This is a genomic window from Proteiniborus ethanoligenes (assembly GCF_900107485.1).
In the GTDB taxonomy this organism is placed as follows: Bacteria; Bacillota; Clostridia; order Tissierellales; family Proteiniboraceae; genus Proteiniborus; species Proteiniborus ethanoligenes.
In genome coordinates, this window is sequence record NZ_FNQE01000019.1 from 55,256 (window position 1) to 71,938 (window position 16,683).

The following is a 16,683-nucleotide window of genomic DNA, read 5'->3' on the forward strand; positions in this document are numbered from 1 at the left end:
TGATTAAATTATTGCTTTTAGTATCCTTAGCTATTTAGAAATTATATTTATCCTGAATGGTTAAGGATTTTTCCATTTCATGTATATATAATAATCTTGACTTTATTAATAACCATGGTACAATTATACCTATGGGGGGTATAATTAATATGAATATAAATTTAGATGATAATATAAAGAAATACACAAATAATTTTGAAAGGAGACAATATGTTTACAAAAGCTTTATACGTACTAGCAATTTTTTTAACTGTTTTTTCCTTTGTAAAGGATAAGAAAAAGACAAAGATTGCTTTAAAAAAAGCATGGAAATCCTTCGAGAGCATATTACCTCAATTTTTGGCTATTCTTATTTTAATCGGCATAATGCTTGCAGTTTTAAGTCCAGAAACTATATCAAAGCTATTAGGCTCAGGGTCAGGAATAATCGGTATGCTGGGAGCAGGACTCATAGGCTCTATTACCTTAATACCTGCTTTTGTTGCATTTCCACTAACAGCAGCCTTGTATAATAATGGTGCAGGAATAACTCAAGTGGCAGTGTTTGTATCTACCCTCATGATGGTAGGAGTTGCAACTATGCCACTAGAAATGAAGTATTTTGGCAAGGCAGGTACTATTACAAGAAATTTACTTGCATTTATTCTATCCTTTGTAGTCGCAGGTATAATGGGGGCGATATTAGCATGAAAAAGCTTATTAGCAGATATAAGTTTTTCTTAGTATTACTAGCAGTGAATACTGTCATATTATTTATTTATCCTAGTATTGGAAAATCGTCACTAGAAATAACTAAGAAAAATATTATTGAGATGATTTCTATAATACCACCAATTTTCATATTATTAGGCTTACTAGATGTGTGGGTAGAAAAAGAAACTATGATGAAGTTTATGGGGCCCAATTCAGGCATAACTGGAATACTTATCTCATTTCTTTTGGGCTCAGTAGCAGCAGGACCCTTATATGCAGCCTTCCCTGTAGCTGGAACCTTGCTTAAAAAAGGCAGCAAGCTATCTAATGTACTCATATTTATAGGTTCTTGGTCTACAACTAAAATCCCACTGCTTCTATTTGAAGCTTCATCAATGGGATTGAATTTTATGCTTTTAAGGTTTGCTTTAAATTTGCCTGTAATAGCGGCTATAGCCATAATAACTGAAAAAACTCTAAGCTCTAAAGAAAAAGAAGACATGTATAACAGGGCGGCATTACTAGAATAACAAAATGTTATTGTGAATATAATCTAAGGAACTCCTAGTTTTAAGGAATAAAATTCTGTAAATAGGAGTTTGTTAGATTATTTTTGTTTTTTGGGGTATATAAAAAATATGTTAAAATAATTATAAGTGTTCTAAAATTAAATCTTAATATATAATTGGATTACAAGTAATCTAGATGAAGGCATAGTTTTAGGATAACTTATATTATGATTATTAATATTAGGAGGTAGAAGATGGGGAGAAAAATTAGTGAAAAAGTAACTTGGGTAGGGAAAATTGACTGGGAACTTAGAAGCTTTCACGGAGAAGAACTATCAACTCACAAAGGCTCATCCTATAATTCGTATTTAGTTCGTGATAAGAAAACAGTACTCATTGATACTGTTTGGCAACCCTTTACAAAAGAATTTATTGATAACTTAAAGAAGGAAATAGACTTAAATCAAATTGACTATATTATCGCAAACCATGCAGAAATAGACCATAGTGGAGCTTTGCCAGAGCTAATGAAGGAAATACCAAATACTCCTATTTATTGTACAGCAAACGGAATTAAATCACTTAAGGGACATTATCATCAGGATTGGAACTTTGTTGAAGTAAAAACTGGTGATGAACTAGATATAGGGGACAGCAAGCTTATATTTGTAGAGGCTAGAATGCTTCATTGGCCAGATAGTATGTTTGTTTATATGACAGGCGAAAACATACTGTTTAGTAATGATGCTTTTGGACAGCATTTTGCATCAGAGCATCTGTTTAACGATTTAGTAGATCAATCAGAGCTATACAATGAAGCAATAAAATATTATGCTAATATATTAACACCATTTAGCCTTTTAGTGACTAAGAAAATAGAAGAAGTTCTTAGCTTTAACCTTCCAGTAAATATGATATGTACTAGTCATGGTATAATATGGAGAGATAATCCAGTTCAAATTGTTGAGAAATACTTAGAATGGGCAAATGCTTATCAAGAGAATCAAATAACTATTTTATATGATACTATGTGGGATGGAACAAGAAGAATGGCTGAGGCAATAGCAGAGGGAATACAGTCAGTGGATAAGGAGGTTACTTTAAAACTATTTAATGCTTCTAAAACTGACAAGAATGATTTAATTACAGAAATATTTAAATCAAAGGCTATTTTAGTAGGTTCTTCTACTGTAAATAAAGGCATAATGCATGGGACAGCTGGTATTCTTGAAATGATAAAAGGCTTAGGCTTTAAAAACAAAAAGGCTGCCGCTTTTGGCTGCTATGGATGGAGTGGAGAGTCTGTAAAGATAATTAATGATAAGCTTAATGAAGGTAAATTCGAAGTAGTAAATGAAGGTATTAAAGAATTGTGGAATCCAACTCCAGAAGCAATAGAAAGAAGTATAGAATTTGGTAAGGAATTTGCTCTAAAGCTATAATACTATTTAATAAGCCCTGACATGTAAATGTTAGGGCTTATTAAGAACAAGGGCTATTCTTTAAAAGGTACACCATAAGACTTAATCATACTTAACAGCTCATCTAAAATGGAGTCCCTATTATCCTTATTAACATCTACAACTAGTACATCTTTCCTTGATCTGATGCTGCTAATGAACTGGCAATCATGCTTCTTTAATACTCCTAATATAAATCTATCACTGTCAAGCAAACTGTGTACATATGATGTAAATTGAATTATATTATCTTCCATAAATCCTAGCTCATCTAGGATTATTACATCTGCCTTGCTTAAGCTTTTTTCCAATATAGATATAATACAATATCTAAATGAATCCTCATAAATTTCTTTATGGCCATTAGCCATATGAATTTTCGCAAAGATACATCTTTCTGTATCATCCAGTAGTGATTTTGCAGTGAATATTTTCTTGCCATTAACAATTTCTCTGTCAGTTGAATATCCACCTACAGAACAATTAAGTTTGTCTATAATTTTATTAATTATGGTTGTTTTTCCTATTCCTATTTCTCCAGTTATAAATAAGTTGGACATAAAAATTCATTCCTTTCTTAGGGCTAAGGCAAGGGAGTCGTATATAAAAAGTATAATGCAATTAGCCTATAACTTCAATATATTAGGCTTAAAATGAAAAGTTATTTTACAAGATTAAGTATGGATAGGGTTGAGGAAATGTTTAAAAAATGTTCCTTCAGTAGCCTGATACTATTCTTTATTATATTCTTCTGGTATTATAGCCTCTTGTTATGGTATTATAGCAAGTGTAACTATTATTTATTTATAGACTAAGGAGATTTTATGTTTGTAAACAAGAACGTGGCAAATTTTAAATCAGTGTGCATTATAATTATAGTGCTTATATTATTAGTATTTTTCTATTTACAAAACAATTGGATTTCAAAGACTAGACATAAGATTAGTTTTCAAAAATTACCTAAAAATTATCATGGACTAAAAATTGTTCATATATCAGATTTACATAACAAGTCATTTGGTAAAGAACAGGAGTATTTAATAAGTCAAATAAACAAAGAAAATCCTAATATTATAGTAATAACGGGTGACTTAATAGATAGTAGACGATATAATGAATATATAGCTATGAAATTTATTGAAGAAGCAGTTAAAATTGCCCCAGTATATTATGTAACTGGTAATCATGAAATACGCTCAGGTAGTTTTGAAGATTTAGAAAAAAAACTTGTTGATACAGGTGTGAAAGTCTTAAGAAATAGTTGGGAAAAGCTGGATATAAATGGGGAGAGTATTTTCATAGTAGGTATTGATGATCCTCACTCCCTGGAAAAAAACAAAAGCTCTAGATTAACAAAAGAGTACTTAGATATAGCTACAAAAGGACTAGATGCTCAGGGCTTTAAAATACTTTTAGCACATAGGCCTGAAAAGATACACATATATGCTGAGGATGGCTTTGATTTAGTATTTAGTGGTCATGCTCATGGTGGACAGTTTAGATTTCCTTTTCTAGGGGGATTTGTAGTGCCTAATCAAGGCTTTTTCCCCAAGTACACATCTGGTAAACACATAGTTGACCATACTATGATTATAATAAGCAGAGGACTAGGAAACAGTATAATACCCCAGCGTGTTTTTAACAGACCAGAAATTGTAATTACAGAATTGTTAGCAGAGTAATTCATTTAATATGAGCTAGTGACTTAAGCAAGATTATCCTTTAAACAGTAAGGGTTTTATAGCAGTTTAATATAACGAAGAATGAGGTGATAAAATGGATGCAGACCCGCATGGGAATAGTTTTTCAAGAAAAATTAATAATAATGTAGAGGAAGGCACCTTTTTATCACTGATTATGTGCTCCTCTACTATAGAAGGAGGAGAAATAAAATATGGAAAAGGTTTTAGAACTAATTAAGGAAAACAAGCTTATTCAAGCAAGAAATCAATTAAAAGATATGAATGTAGTAGATATAGCACAGCTATTAGACGAAACAAGTCAGGAAAAAATGCTTATAATCTTCCGAATTCTACCTAAGGATATTTCAGCAGACGTGTTTTCTTACTTATCATCAGAGCAGCAAAGGTATATTATCGAATCCATAACTGACAAAGAGATAAAAACTATCATTGACGAATTATTCTTTGATGATACCATAGACTTCTTAGAGGAGCTGCCAGCAAATGTTGTAAAAAAAGTAATTAAGCATACTGATGAAAATACAAGAGCATTGATAAATCAGTTTTTGAAGTATCCTGAAAATTCAGCTGGTAGTATTATGACCATAGAATATGTAGATTTGAAAAAGGAAATGACAGTAAAGGCTGCCCTAGAGCATATTAAGAAGACTGCCATAGATAAGGAAACTATAAACACCTGTTATGTTATGGATAAAAACAGAAGACTAGAAGGAGTACTTTCAATAAGGCAGTTAATTTTAAATGATGAAGATACTATTATAAAAGATATTATGGATACAAATGTAATATATGTTCATACACTTGAAGACCAAGAGTATGTAGCTGATACTTTTAGAAAATACGACTTTATTTCTATGCCAGTAGTAGATAACGAAAATAGACTTGTAGGGATAATCACTATTGATGATATAGTAGACATTATTGAGCAGGAGAACACGGAAGACTTTCAAAAGATGGCTGCTATGGCTCCATCAGAAGAGGAATATCTAAAGACAAATGTATTCTCTTTAGCTAAGCACAGAGTAGTATGGCTTTTAGTTCTTATGATTTCTGCTACATTCACTGGAAATATTATAAGAAAATTTGATGAAGTACTTCAGTCAGTTGTAGTTTTAGCCGCATTCATTCCTATGCTTATGGATACAGGAGGAAACGCTGGTTCACAATCCTCCACATTAATCATACGTGGTTTAGCTTTAGGAGAAATAGAAACAAAGGATGTTTTTAAAGTTATATGGAAAGAGCTTAGAGTCAGTCTTGTAGTAGGTATAGTCCTAGCCCTTGTAAACTTTTTACGAATTTATTATCTTGAAAAAACAGATATATATATATCCTTAGCAATATGTATTAGCTTGTTTTTTACTGTTATATTAGCCAAAGTTGTAGGAGGAATATTGCCAATAGTTGCAAAAAAAGTTAAGCTAGACCCTGCTATTATGGCTAGTCCACTAATAACAACTATAGTTGATGCCTTAGCACTTTTAATATACTTTTCAGCTGCTACAACATTACTAGGACTTTAAAAAATGAGACTCCCTTTATCTGTAAGGGAGTCTCATTTTTCGTGGAAGGCATAGAGATATGGGAGTAATCCCCTATACAATTAATGGCAAAACATAAAAATAAAAAGGCTAAATTAGTATGAAGGGAGTTAAATTTATAACAAAGTCTGGAAAAAAGTTTACAGAATCTTTAGAGAGTTTCTTTACTATTAGAATAAACAATGATATCATATTATGTGTTTAAAAAGGACAAAAATAATAGGGAAATATGGCTAAATAGCAAGAATATGAGAAACAATATGGAAAAATTTATTCGTAATTATGCAAAAAATAAATTTTAATTGAAAAGACTTTATTAAATTAATAACAAACATAAATATATCTGAGAGGAGTGTTACAAATGCAATGCTGTTGTAAAGAGAAGGATCTTAATAGGGCAAACACTTTAAACATTGATTTAGACAAGCTAAAACCCACAATTGAGCAGTACAAAGGTACAAGAGGAAGTTTAATTAGCATCTTACAAAAGGCACAAGACATTTATGGTTATTTACCTGTAGAAGTACTCAACTATATTGCAAAAGAAACAGGAGTGAAACCAGCTAAGGTTCATGGAGTAGTTACATTTTACACCCAATTCAGATTAAATCCTGTCGGAAAATATCTAATAATGCTTTGCCAAGGAACTGCATGTCATGTTAATGGTTCAAAGGCCATTGAAGAGGCTATTTATGAAGAGCTTGGCATAAAAGAAGGAGAAACAACAGAGGACAATATTTTTACTCTTAACAATGTTGCTTGCCTTGGATGCTGTAGCTTATCTCCAGTAATGATGATAAATGGAGAAACATATGGAGAATTGACACCCAAAAAAGCTAAAGAGATTCTAAAAGAAATTAAAAATAACGAAAATAAGGAGGCCTAGTTATGAAAATAGTTGTTGGACAGGGTAGCTGTGGTATAGCCGCTGGTGCTAATAAAGTCTATGCTGCTTTAGAAAGTGCACTTAAGCTATTAAATACAGATACAGAGCTTACACTAACAGGGTGCGTTGGAACATGTTATCTTGAACCTATAGTAGATGTCATAGATGAAGAAGGTATTAAAACAACTTATGTTAAGGTAACTCCTGAAATGGCTCCTGAGATAGTAGAAAAGCATATAAAGGAAAAAAATAAAATTGATGATTATATAATAAGCCAAAGCGATAAAAGTGGCATAGACAGCCAGAAGAGAATTGCTCTTAGAAACTGCGGGATAATAAATCCTGAATGCATAGATGAATATATACAGAATGGCGGATACAAAGGCTTAGAAAAATGCTTAAAGGAATTAGGACCGGAGGGGATAATTGAGGAGATTAAGGTATCAGGCCTTAGGGGAAGAGGAGGCGCAGGCTTTCCAACATGGTTTAAATGGAATGCTGCACTAGGAAGTAAAGATACTCCAAAGTATGTAGTATGTAATGCTGATGAGGGAGACCCAGGAGCATTTATGGATAGAAGTATTCTAGAAGGAGATCCACACAGCTTAATTGAAGGGATGATAATAGCAGGCTATGCTATAGGGGCAAATGAAGGTGTAGTTTATGTAAGGGCTGAATATCCATTAGCTATTATAAGACTACAAGAGGCCATAGATGAAGCAGAAAAAAGAGGATATCTAGGAAGCAATATTCTTGGATTAGATAGGTTTGATTTTAATTTAAGGATAAAAGCAGGAGCAGGAGCATTTGTATGTGGTGAGGAAACAGCTCTTATTGCTTCCTTAGAGGGAGAAAGAGGAATGCCAAGATTAAAGCCTCCTTTCCCAGCACAAAAAGGTTACTGGAACAAGCCTACAAACATAAATAATGTTGAAACCTTTGCTAATGTTCCTTGGATTATAGCTAACGGGGGACAAGCCTTTGCTGCTATAGGAACAGAAAATAGCAAAGGCACAAAGGTATTTGCACTGACTGGAAAAATAAATAAGGGAGGGTTAGTGGAGGTACCAATGGGAACTCCAATTAGAGATATAATTTTTGATATTGGTGGAGGAATAAAAGATGGTAAAACCATGAAGGCTGTTCAAATGGGGGGGCCTTCTGGTGGTTGTATACCTGAGCATTTGCTAGATACTCCAGTCGATTATGATTCAATAACTAAAACGGGAGCTATAATGGGTTCAGGTGGCATGGTTGTAATGGATGAAACTACTTGCATGGTGGATATGGCAAGATTTTTCCTTGATTTTACTCGTAAAGAATCCTGTGGTAAGTGCATCCATTGTAGAATAGGTACAAAGAGAATGCTTGAGATACTTACTAGAATATGTGAAGGAGAAGGAAAGGATGGAGATATAGAGCTTCTTGAAGAATTAGGTCACGAAATAAAAGCTGGTTCACTATGCGGTCTTGGACAAACGGCTCCAAATCCTGTCTTAAGTACACTAAGATATTTTAGAGAAGAGTATGAAAAGCATATTTACGATAAGAAATGCCCTGCAAAGCAATGTACAAATCTATTAACATATTCTATTTTAGAGGACAAATGTATAGGCTGTGGATTGTGTAAGAGAAACTGTCCAGTAGGGGCAATAGATGGTGAGGTTAAAAAGGTTCATGTAATTAATAATGAGCTATGTATAAAATGTGGTAAATGCTATGAAGTTTGCCGTTTCGAAGCAGTTCTAGTAGATTAGAAGGGGGGTAAATAAATGTCAATGATTAGATTAAATATAAATGGTAAAGAAGTAACAGGTTTTAAAGGTCAGACAATACTTGAGGTGGCGAGAGAAAATGGCATAGAAATACCTACCCTATGCCACGATGAAAGAACTAAGACCTATGGAGCTTGTGGTCTTTGTGTAGTTGAAGTTGAAGGAATACCTAAGCTATTAAGAGCATGTGCAACAGAAATAAGCAACAATATGGTCATACAGACAAAAACGGAGAAGGTTAAATCCTCTAGGAAAATAGCATTGGAGCTTTTACTTTCTGACCACGTTGGGGATTGTAAAGCACCTTGTATGTTAGCTTGTCCAGGAAACACTGATTGTCAAGGCTATGTTGGACTCATAGCAAATGGAGAGTTTAAAGAGGCATTAAAGCTAATAAAAGAGCAGCTACCGCTACCAGCTAGTATCGGCAGGGTATGTCCTCATCCATGTGAGGATGCTTGTAGAAGACAATTAGTTGAAGAGCCTATATCAATAGCAAATTTAAAGTTTTTTGTTGCTGACATTGATTTAAATGATACGAAGATATATATGCCAGATATGAAGCCAAAAACAGGCAAAAGAGTTGGGATTATTGGTGGAGGACCTGGTGGGCTTTCAGCAGCATATTATTTAGCAGCAGATGGTCATGATGTAACTATATACGAAGCAATGCCTGAAATGGGTGGTATGCTTAAATATGGAATTCCAGAATATCGTCTTCCAAAGGAAATACTGGATAAAGAAATACAGCTTATAGAAAAAATGGGCGTAAAAATGCTAACAGGTATTAGAGTAGGGAAGGATATAAGCTTTGAGCATATTAAAGAAAAAAATGATGCAGTATATATATCTATAGGTGCCTGGAAGAGTACCAAGTTAAATTGCCCTGGAGAAGACCTAGAAGGCTCAATAGGCGGAATAGACTTTTTAGGTAAAGTTGTAACAAATGAGCCAGTATTACTAGGCGAAAGAGTTGCTGTAGTAGGTGGTGGAAATACAGCAATGGATGCATGTAGAACAGCAGTAAGACTAGGGGCTAAGGAAGTCTATAATATATATCGTAGAACAAAGGAAGAAATGCCTGCTGAGGATATAGAAATAATAGAGGCAGAGGAAGAAGGAGTAGTATTTAAATTCCTAGTAAATCCAATAGAGATTATAGGTGAAAATGGGAAGGTAACTAAAATAAGACTTCAAAAGATGGAGCTTGGGGAACCAGATAGCAGCGGAAGAAGAAGGCCAATACCAATAGAAGGCGAAGAAGAAATTTTAGAAGTAGATACAGTAATAGGGGCTATAGGACAATATGTAGATCCTAGTGGATTTGAAAATATTCAATTAACTAGAAAAGGAACTATTTCAGCTGATGAAAATTCCTTTAGAACTAATATTCCTGGAGTATTTGCAGGAGGAGATGCTATTAATGCAGGTCCAGGCATAGCCATCGCAGCTATAGGACATGCAAAAAAGGCAGCTGATGTAATATCTAGCTATTTAGAAGGCGAAATGATACCTTATGAAAAACCATATTATGTAGAAAGACATGATTTAACAGCTGAAGATTTTGAGGATAGAGAAAAGGCATATAGGTCACCTATGCCTCATCTTACAGCAGCAGAAAGGAAAGATAATTTTAACCAAGTAATGAAGGGATTTGATGCAGAAGCTGCAATGAAGGATGCTCAAAGATGTCTAGAGTGTGGCTGCCATGATGTGTTTGAGTGTAAGCTACTTCATTATGCTAACGAATACCATGTACAGCCTGAGAGATTAAGTGGAGAGGTTCACAAGCGTCAAGAAGAGGATACTCATCCATTTATTATGAGGAACCCAGACAAATGTATACTATGTGGACTATGTGTAAGAGTATGTGAAGAGGTAATGGGGGTCACTGCATTAGGGCTTGTAGAAAGAGGCTTTGACACTATTGTAAAACCTGCATTAGATTTACCTCTGAATGAAACTGGATGTATCTCATGCGGACAATGTATAAGTGTATGTCCTACAGGTGCTCTAGGAGAAAGATTAGGAATAGAAAAGTCAGTACCAGTGGATCCGGTGGTCACACATACAATATGCTCACAGTGTAGTGTTGGATGTAATGTAAGCTTAAACTCTAAGGGCGACATGCTAACTAGAGCTATACCTGTGAGAGAAAGCAAAGTCGATGACGGGCTACTATGCGTAAAAGGACGCTTTGGATTTGATATAGCACAAAAAGGCACTAGACTTACAAAGCCAATGATTAAGAAAAATGGTGAACTTCAAGAAGTACCCTGGGAAGAAGCATTCCTTTATACCGCCAAAAAGGCTCAAAGCTTAGCTATGCTTCATGGAAGCAATTCTCTAGCTATTTCAGTTTCAGATAGATACACAAACGAAGAGATATATTTAGCGTCTAAGCTTGGAAGGGAAGTATTGAAAACAGATAACATAACAAGCTTTAATGTGGCTAATCAAGGCATAAAGGACGTATTAGGATATGATGCTTCATCAAATACATTTGATGAACTATTATCTACAGAAACAATTTTATTAGTTGGTTCAGATATAATGAATCATCATACTATTGTAGGTTTAAAAATAAAGAAGGCAGTTGAAAGTGGAGCAAAGCTATTAGTAGTCAATCCTTTTGATTCACAGGCTGATGAATGGGCATACAGAAAATATTGTCCAGAGAATAACGTAAGCTTCCTAAAGGAAATTGCAAAGGCCCTTATTGAAAAAGGCTTCTCTCCATCAGAAAGCAAGGCTTTAGGCTGCAATGAGCTTAAGGCAGATCTAGAAAATATACAAGTAAGTGATGCTGCAAGGGAAATTGCAGAGATTTATGGAAAATCTAAAAAGGCTATGATAGTATTTGAACAAAGCACATTAAGCCAAGATGGGGCAAAAATGCTTGGAAACATAGCTGTAATCTCGGGACATATAGGAAGTCCAAGAAATGGGATTATACAAATGAAGCTTAACAACAACAGCCAAGGTCTAGTTGATATGGGCGTAGACAAAGATTCAAACGAAGTAGCAAAAGCTTTAGTAAATGGAGACATAAAAGGATTATTAGTATTTGGTGAAGATATACCACAGGTAGATTTAAAGAAACTTGATTTCTTAATGGTACAAGATACTCATTTAACAGAAACGGCTAAAATGGCAGATGTGGTAATACCAGCAGTAAGCTTTGCAGAATCAGAAGGTACCTTTACAAGCTCAGAAAGAAGAATTCAAAGGATAAACAAAGCTATTATCCCAATGAGTGGATATGAAAATTGGAAGGTTATAATAGAGCTAGGAAAAGTGCTAGGTTATGACTTAGGCTATAGTAGTCCAAAAGACATATTTGCAGAGTTAACTACTGAGAGAAAGGATTATCTAAAGGCTAATATAGCTAATGAAAGCACAATCTTCTGGCCAGTAAACAGAAGCAATGTACTCTATACAGAAGGATTTAACTTTGAAGATAAGAAAGCTAGACTTCAAGTTGTATCGGATGGTGAATTGTTTATAGAAGGTAGAAATACAAACAATTTGAGAAATGTGTTCATTGAATTTCTCAAAGAGAAAGAATTAATATAACAGAATTTATGGGCTGTAGAAAAAGGGAGGAACGGTTTTTTAACCGTACCTCCCTTTTGAAAATAATGTAATTTTAATTACCATTAGAATTATACTTTTCGAAGGTTCTTACACTCATGGCTATAGCCTGTTCCCTAGTAGCCCTAGCATATCCTTCTGCTTCTTGTGCTGGTGTTACCGCTTTAGGCATAAAATTGCCATTAGAGCCTAATATTATTCCATTTTTACTCATATATTTAACATGCTCTAAGGCATAGGCCGAAATGTGTTTTTCGTCATTAAATATAGGAGCTCCAGCAGTAGAAAAATCAGCATTTGGAACCATAGCTCGTATTGTACGGCTAAGCATAGTAGCCATTTGCTCTCGATTAATAAGAGTTTTTGGAGAAAAGGTTGTAGCAGATGTACCAACTGTTACCCCTATATTATAAGCCTTTAGGATTTCAGTATTTTTTGTATCGGTGAAAGGATTTGGACTAGTAGCTTGAGCAGCATTACCTGTTGTTTTCTCATAAAGCTTTACAGCAAGCTCAGCAAATTCCTCACGAGTAATAGGCTTTGTCATATCTGCACCCTTTAATATGCCTGGAATTAAGCCATAGTCATTAGCCTTGTCAAGCTCTGGCTTAGCCCAATTAGAAGCATTACTATATGCCTGTACTTTTGTGGAAGCTATGTTTGAAAAACCAGAACGAATATTAGTACCAGAAGTAGTAGGCTCTCCTTCAAATGCAACTCTAAAATAATAGACATTTTCTTCTATAACTACCTTATCAGTTAACTGTTTTTCTACGGGATCTAGAGTATCACTAGACTGTAGTTGCTGACTAGGAGCTACAGGCATCCAATCCCACGAGAGTCTTTCGGACAACCATTGCCCATTGCCTATTTTAAAATCAATCACATGATAAACTGGAAAGAATTTATCAGCTTCAGCTACAGAATTAGGAATATCCCAATTAAGCTGAAAATATGGCTTCCCATTATTGTCTTTTTTAACTTCAACTTTAAGATTCGTTGGAGGATCTAATTTAGTAGGTGCGTTACTGTTTGCATTTTTACCAATGGCAAACTCACTAGAATAAGGTGAATATATACTATTAAATTCACTATAATTGGACTCCAGTACATACCTCATTCTAAAATAGTAGGTATTATTTTTTAAATCAAAGCTTCCGCTGATATCATTAGGATCAAAATGCCATGTAACAAAAAATGTTTCTGAGGTTCCACTATTATCGATCATTATGTTTGGCATGTTCATATAAAAATAACCATGTGGTATATCATTAAAATTAGGGTCATTAGGTGATGGACAAACATTCCAATTACCATCATTTTTCTTCCAGTCAAATAAATAATATAAGCTTGCATTTTGCTCATATTCACCATCAGTTACATCTTTTGTAGCCTGAATGATACTTTGAGGATTAGTCCATGTAGCTCTAAGTATCCCATCATCATCCCTTATTGTAAGAGAATCAGGCTTATCTAAGGATTTAGGCACAGGTTTTTCTGCTGAAGCATAGATACCACAGGATAAAATCAAAGCAAGTATAAGAGAAAAGCTTATTATTTTTTTTAGCATTGGCAATACCTCCTATTTAATAAATTATTTAAGTATTATATAATTAATATGTATGAAGTATTTATTTGGTATATTATCTCCTGCCCTCCTAGTCAATTTATAAATACTGTAAAACAATTGATTATATAATATACTAAAGCTTCAATCTAACATTTTGTTCTTTAAAAATATCATTATTTTTACAATAAAATGCTATTTTATAAGCAGGTGAAAAATATTCTTGTTTATAGCTATACAGATTGAAAAGCAAATAGTTTTATCATGTAATACAAATATTAAAAATATATGAGGGGGTGGAATAATGAAAAGTAAGTTTGATGCTTTCATAGAAAAAATTCCTAAAAACATTCACAATAACACAAGAACATTTATAGGTAGAAATATAGCTGTTTTTATTCCAGATAAATTTGTGAATGACAAAAAGATGATTTTAGAAGACTATCATTTTGTAATATTTCATTCTACTCCACCTTCTGCAAGTATAGATAGTGAGAAATTTCAATTTAAAAAAGGAAACCTTATTTGTATGACACCAGGAACAGAGATAACACCAGGTACTATTAACAGCCCAGCGCCAATAAATTATATAGCTATGAATATTAACAGGTCATTTTTTGAAGAAATTTCCTTGGGGATAACAGGAAAAGAAAAAGCTGTATTTAAGAGAATAGATAATGTTTATAGCCACAAGCTATTAAACTTTATTGAGATATTTGTTGAGGAGATTATTAATTATGGGGATAACTGCTCTATAATGCTTGAAAGCATAGAAACACAAATAGCTACACAAATATTGAGGGATTCCTGTACGGAATCAATAATACACAAGAAAGCTTACAAAAGTGATAATGACTATATAGAACAAGCAATAAAATTTATGCAGGATTATTATAGTAGCAATATTACTATATCTGAAATATGCAAGGCTATTTATATAAGTCCTTCTCATTTTCAGAGAATATTTAAAAATCACATAGGACAAACACCCTATCTGTATCTAATAGAGCTAAGGCTTAATAAGTCTAAGGAAATGTTGGGAAATAGTCATATTTCCATAGAAGAGATAGCTAGATTGTGTGGATTTGTAAGCTCTGGACATTTTTCTACAGTTTTTAAGCGAGAAGAAGGAGTTTCTCCATCTCAATATAGGAAATCTATAATTTAAGAGTATTTTATTTATTAAATTTCCAAATATTTTTATAGCAACTATAGCTTTATGACTTTGTTTCTGGGAATAATTATAATAAATAAACATAATTTCCTTATGATGAGGTGAAGAAAATGGATTTTGACATTTCAGATAAAGCAATGGAGCAGTTACAAAAAGAGTTTAGCGGGAAAACCGTAAGGATTTTTCCACAAAAAAAGACTTGATCAGGTATAATCTTTGACATAGCTCAGGATGAGCCTAAGGAAGACGATAATATCTATCAAATAGGTTCTGTTAAAGTGCTTATAAAGAGCAAAATTGAAAGCTATGCCCCATTTATTAATATAGATTATGAAAGCTATAAATGGGGAGACGATTATGTTATTACCACTCATTTCTAGCGAAAAGGTTGTGAACAATATAACAAAAAGGTTTACTAAATGACCAAAACCCTCCTGCGTTATTGACAAAAGTTTGTCATGGAATTATATTAGTGTTAGGCAATCGTTAACACTAATTAATTAAGCTTAGGAGGGTATTTATGAAAAGAAATAAAATTTTAACAATAGGTTTATCATTAGTATTGGCAGCAGGATTGTTAGTAGGTTGTGGTTCTAAAACAGAACAACCAGCTAATAACGAACAGCCAAACACACAAACTGAAGCACCAGCTGGAAATAATGCACCAGCTGAAGCAGGCGCATATCAAGATGGAATTTACTTTGCACAACAAGAATTCAACGAAAGAACTGGCTGGAAGTACATGGTTACAATAGAAGTTAAAGATGGTAAGATTGTTGCAGCTGATTGGAATGGTGCACATAAAGATGCAGGAAAAGATAAAAACACATTATCAGAGGCTGGCGAATATGTAATGGTAGAAGGCGGCACACCATGGCATAAACAAGCTGAAGTAATGGAAAACTACTTAATTGAAAAACAAGATCCAACAGATATTAAATACTTAGATGATGATGGACACGTAGATGTAGTTTCTGGAGTATCTATTAAAGTTAAAGACTTCTTTGAATTAGCAGAAGCAGCTTTAGCTAACGGTCCAGTAGAAAAAGGTAAATATACAGATGGTGCATACCATGCTGAAGATGCTGAGTTTGCTGAGAAAAGCGGATGGAAAAACACTGTTGATTTAACAGTAGTAAATGGTTACATTGTAGCAGCTAAATGGAATGCGGTTCATAAAGATGGCGGAGACGATAAAGCTACTCAATCCATAAATGGACAATATGTAATGACTCAAGATGGCATGCCATGGCATGAGCAAGCAGCTATTATGGAAGCACACTTACTAGAAACACAAGATCCAACAGCTATTGAGTTAAAGGATGATGGGAAGACAGATGCTTTCGCAGGAGTATCTATGGGAGTAGCAGACTTCTTTAGATTAGCAGAAGAAGCATTAAAATAATAATAAAATCTAAAAATGATAAAACCCCCTAATTCCGTGTCTGAACTGACCCTTGTCAAGTAGACAACTAATTTAATTAAGTTTTATGCACTTTTGGGTGTGTGGTTTCTATATTCTAAAGGAGCCATACACCCTAATCTTTTTTGAAATCTTTCTTCATTGTAGAATTTAATATATTTGATTATTTCTTCTTTTAAATCTTCAAGAGATTTAAAGGTTTTTCCATAAAACATCTCAGCTTTTAAAATCCCAAAAAATCCTTCCATAGGACCATTATCAATACATTTACCAACTCTAGACATACTTTGTGTCATCCCTGCTTTATTAATCTTACTTTTAAAGGAATTATTAGTATATTGAAAACCTCTATCGCTAT

At 33.7% G+C, this 16,683-nt stretch carries 14 protein-coding genes; 11 read left to right on the plus strand and 3 right to left on the minus strand.

Going from position 1 to position 16,683, the window contains the following annotated elements:
- Positions 1-210: 210 nt before the first annotated feature.
- The 3 genes from BLV37_RS09080 (at position 211) to BLV37_RS09090 (ending at position 2,644) form a co-directional block, all read left to right on the plus strand.
- Positions 211-690, plus strand: coding sequence for a permease (locus BLV37_RS09080; protein WP_091730293.1), 480 nt, complete (start codon positions 211-213; stop codon positions 688-690).
- A complete protein-coding gene (locus tag BLV37_RS09085; protein WP_091730295.1) occupies positions 687-1,223 on the plus strand; it encodes a permease in 537 nt (178 codons plus the stop codon). Before BLV37_RS09080 ends, BLV37_RS09085 begins: the two co-directional genes overlap by 4 nt.
- 233 nt (positions 1,224-1,456) lie before the next feature.
- The gene (locus BLV37_RS09090) at positions 1,457-2,644 is read left to right on the plus strand and encodes an anaerobic nitric oxide reductase flavorubredoxin (protein ID WP_091730298.1); all 1,188 of its coding nucleotides are present in this window, start codon (positions 1,457-1,459) and stop codon (positions 2,642-2,644) included.
- 53 nt (positions 2,645-2,697) lie between these two features.
- Here the strand turns inward: BLV37_RS09090 and BLV37_RS09095 are convergent, their stop codons facing one another.
- A complete protein-coding gene (locus BLV37_RS09095) occupies positions 2,698-3,222 on the minus strand; it encodes a nucleoside-triphosphatase (RefSeq protein WP_091730301.1) in 525 nt (174 codons plus the stop codon).
- A 282-nt stretch (positions 3,223-3,504) separates the two neighbouring features.
- On the opposite strand from BLV37_RS09095, the gene BLV37_RS09100 reads away from it, so the two are divergent.
- The 6 genes from BLV37_RS09100 (at position 3,505) to BLV37_RS09120 (ending at position 12,143) form a co-directional block, all read left to right on the plus strand.
- Entirely contained in the window at positions 3,505-4,344 is an 840-nt protein-coding gene (locus tag BLV37_RS09100) for a metallophosphoesterase (RefSeq protein WP_244270511.1), read from the plus strand.
- 94 nt (positions 4,345-4,438) lie between these two features.
- The gene (locus BLV37_RS15065; protein WP_176967935.1) at positions 4,439-4,582 is read left to right on the plus strand and encodes a hypothetical protein; all 144 of its coding nucleotides are present in this window, start codon (positions 4,439-4,441) and stop codon (positions 4,580-4,582) included.
- Positions 4,557-5,888 carry a magnesium transporter gene (mgtE, locus tag BLV37_RS09105; protein ID WP_091730305.1) on the plus strand — a complete coding sequence of 444 codons (1,332 nt, stop codon included), beginning with the start codon at positions 4,557-4,559 and terminating at the stop codon, positions 5,886-5,888. The genes BLV37_RS15065 and mgtE overlap by 26 nt, the downstream gene beginning before the upstream one ends.
- A 379-nt stretch (positions 5,889-6,267) precedes the next feature.
- Positions 6,268-6,792 (plus strand): NADH-quinone oxidoreductase subunit NuoE, encoded by a 525-nt coding sequence (gene nuoE, locus BLV37_RS09110; protein ID WP_091730308.1) that lies wholly within the window; start codon positions 6,268-6,270, stop codon positions 6,790-6,792.
- A gap of 2 nt (positions 6,793-6,794) precedes the next feature.
- Positions 6,795-8,549: an NADH-quinone oxidoreductase subunit NuoF gene (gene nuoF, locus BLV37_RS09115; RefSeq protein WP_091730311.1), complete on the plus strand. Its 1,755-nt coding sequence runs from the start codon at positions 6,795-6,797 to the stop codon at positions 8,547-8,549.
- Positions 8,550-8,564: 15 nt separating this feature from the next.
- Positions 8,565-12,143: a molybdopterin-dependent oxidoreductase gene (locus BLV37_RS09120; RefSeq protein ID WP_091730313.1), complete on the plus strand. Its 3,579-nt coding sequence runs from the start codon at positions 8,565-8,567 to the stop codon at positions 12,141-12,143.
- Between the two features lie 73 nt (positions 12,144-12,216).
- Here BLV37_RS09120 and BLV37_RS09125 read toward each other — a convergent pair whose 3' ends face one another.
- Positions 12,217-13,731, minus strand: a complete 1,515-nt coding sequence (locus tag BLV37_RS09125) for an S-layer homology domain-containing protein (protein WP_091730316.1) — start codon at positions 13,729-13,731, stop codon at positions 12,217-12,219.
- A 301-nt stretch (positions 13,732-14,032) separates the two neighbouring features.
- Here BLV37_RS09125 and BLV37_RS09130 point away from each other — a divergent pair, with 301 nt between their 5' ends.
- A complete protein-coding gene (locus BLV37_RS09130; protein WP_091730318.1) occupies positions 14,033-14,896 on the plus strand; it encodes a helix-turn-helix transcriptional regulator in 864 nt (287 codons plus the stop codon).
- 526 nt (positions 14,897-15,422) lie between these two features.
- The gene (locus BLV37_RS09135; protein WP_091730321.1) at positions 15,423-16,307 is read left to right on the plus strand and encodes a hypothetical protein; all 885 of its coding nucleotides are present in this window, start codon (positions 15,423-15,425) and stop codon (positions 16,305-16,307) included.
- Between the two features lie 83 nt (positions 16,308-16,390).
- Here the strand turns inward: BLV37_RS09135 and BLV37_RS09140 are convergent.
- Positions 16,391-16,683, minus strand: a 293-nt coding sequence (locus BLV37_RS09140; protein ID WP_143031498.1) for an IS3 family transposase, incomplete at its 5' end; no start/stop codon positions are given.

Excerpts from the sequence above, each read along its gene's own strand:
- BLV37_RS09080 (WP_091730293.1), top strand. The coding sequence starts at position 211 with ATGTTTACAAAAGCTTTATACGTACTAGCAATTTTTTTAACTGTTTTT.
- BLV37_RS09085 (WP_091730295.1), top strand. The coding sequence starts at position 687 with ATGAAAAAGCTTATTAGCAGATATAAGTTTTTCTTAGTATTACTAGCA.
- BLV37_RS09090 (WP_091730298.1), top strand. The coding sequence starts at position 1,457 with ATGGGGAGAAAAATTAGTGAAAAAGTAACTTGGGTAGGGAAAATTGAC.
- BLV37_RS09095 (WP_091730301.1), bottom strand. The coding sequence starts at position 3,222 with ATGTCCAACTTATTTATAACTGGAGAAATAGGAATAGGAAAAACAACC.
- BLV37_RS15065 (WP_176967935.1), top strand. The coding sequence starts at position 4,439 with ATGGATGCAGACCCGCATGGGAATAGTTTTTCAAGAAAAATTAATAAT.
- mgtE (WP_091730305.1), top strand. The coding sequence starts at position 4,557 with ATGGAAAAGGTTTTAGAACTAATTAAGGAAAACAAGCTTATTCAAGCA.
- nuoE (WP_091730308.1), top strand. The coding sequence starts at position 6,268 with ATGCAATGCTGTTGTAAAGAGAAGGATCTTAATAGGGCAAACACTTTA.
- nuoF (WP_091730311.1), top strand. The coding sequence starts at position 6,795 with ATGAAAATAGTTGTTGGACAGGGTAGCTGTGGTATAGCCGCTGGTGCT.
- BLV37_RS09120 (WP_091730313.1), top strand. The coding sequence starts at position 8,565 with ATGTCAATGATTAGATTAAATATAAATGGTAAAGAAGTAACAGGTTTT.
- BLV37_RS09125 (WP_091730316.1), bottom strand. The coding sequence starts at position 13,731 with ATGCTAAAAAAAATAATAAGCTTTTCTCTTATACTTGCTTTGATTTTA.
- BLV37_RS09130 (WP_091730318.1), top strand. The coding sequence starts at position 14,033 with ATGAAAAGTAAGTTTGATGCTTTCATAGAAAAAATTCCTAAAAACATT.
- BLV37_RS09135 (WP_091730321.1), top strand. The coding sequence starts at position 15,423 with ATGAAAAGAAATAAAATTTTAACAATAGGTTTATCATTAGTATTGGCA.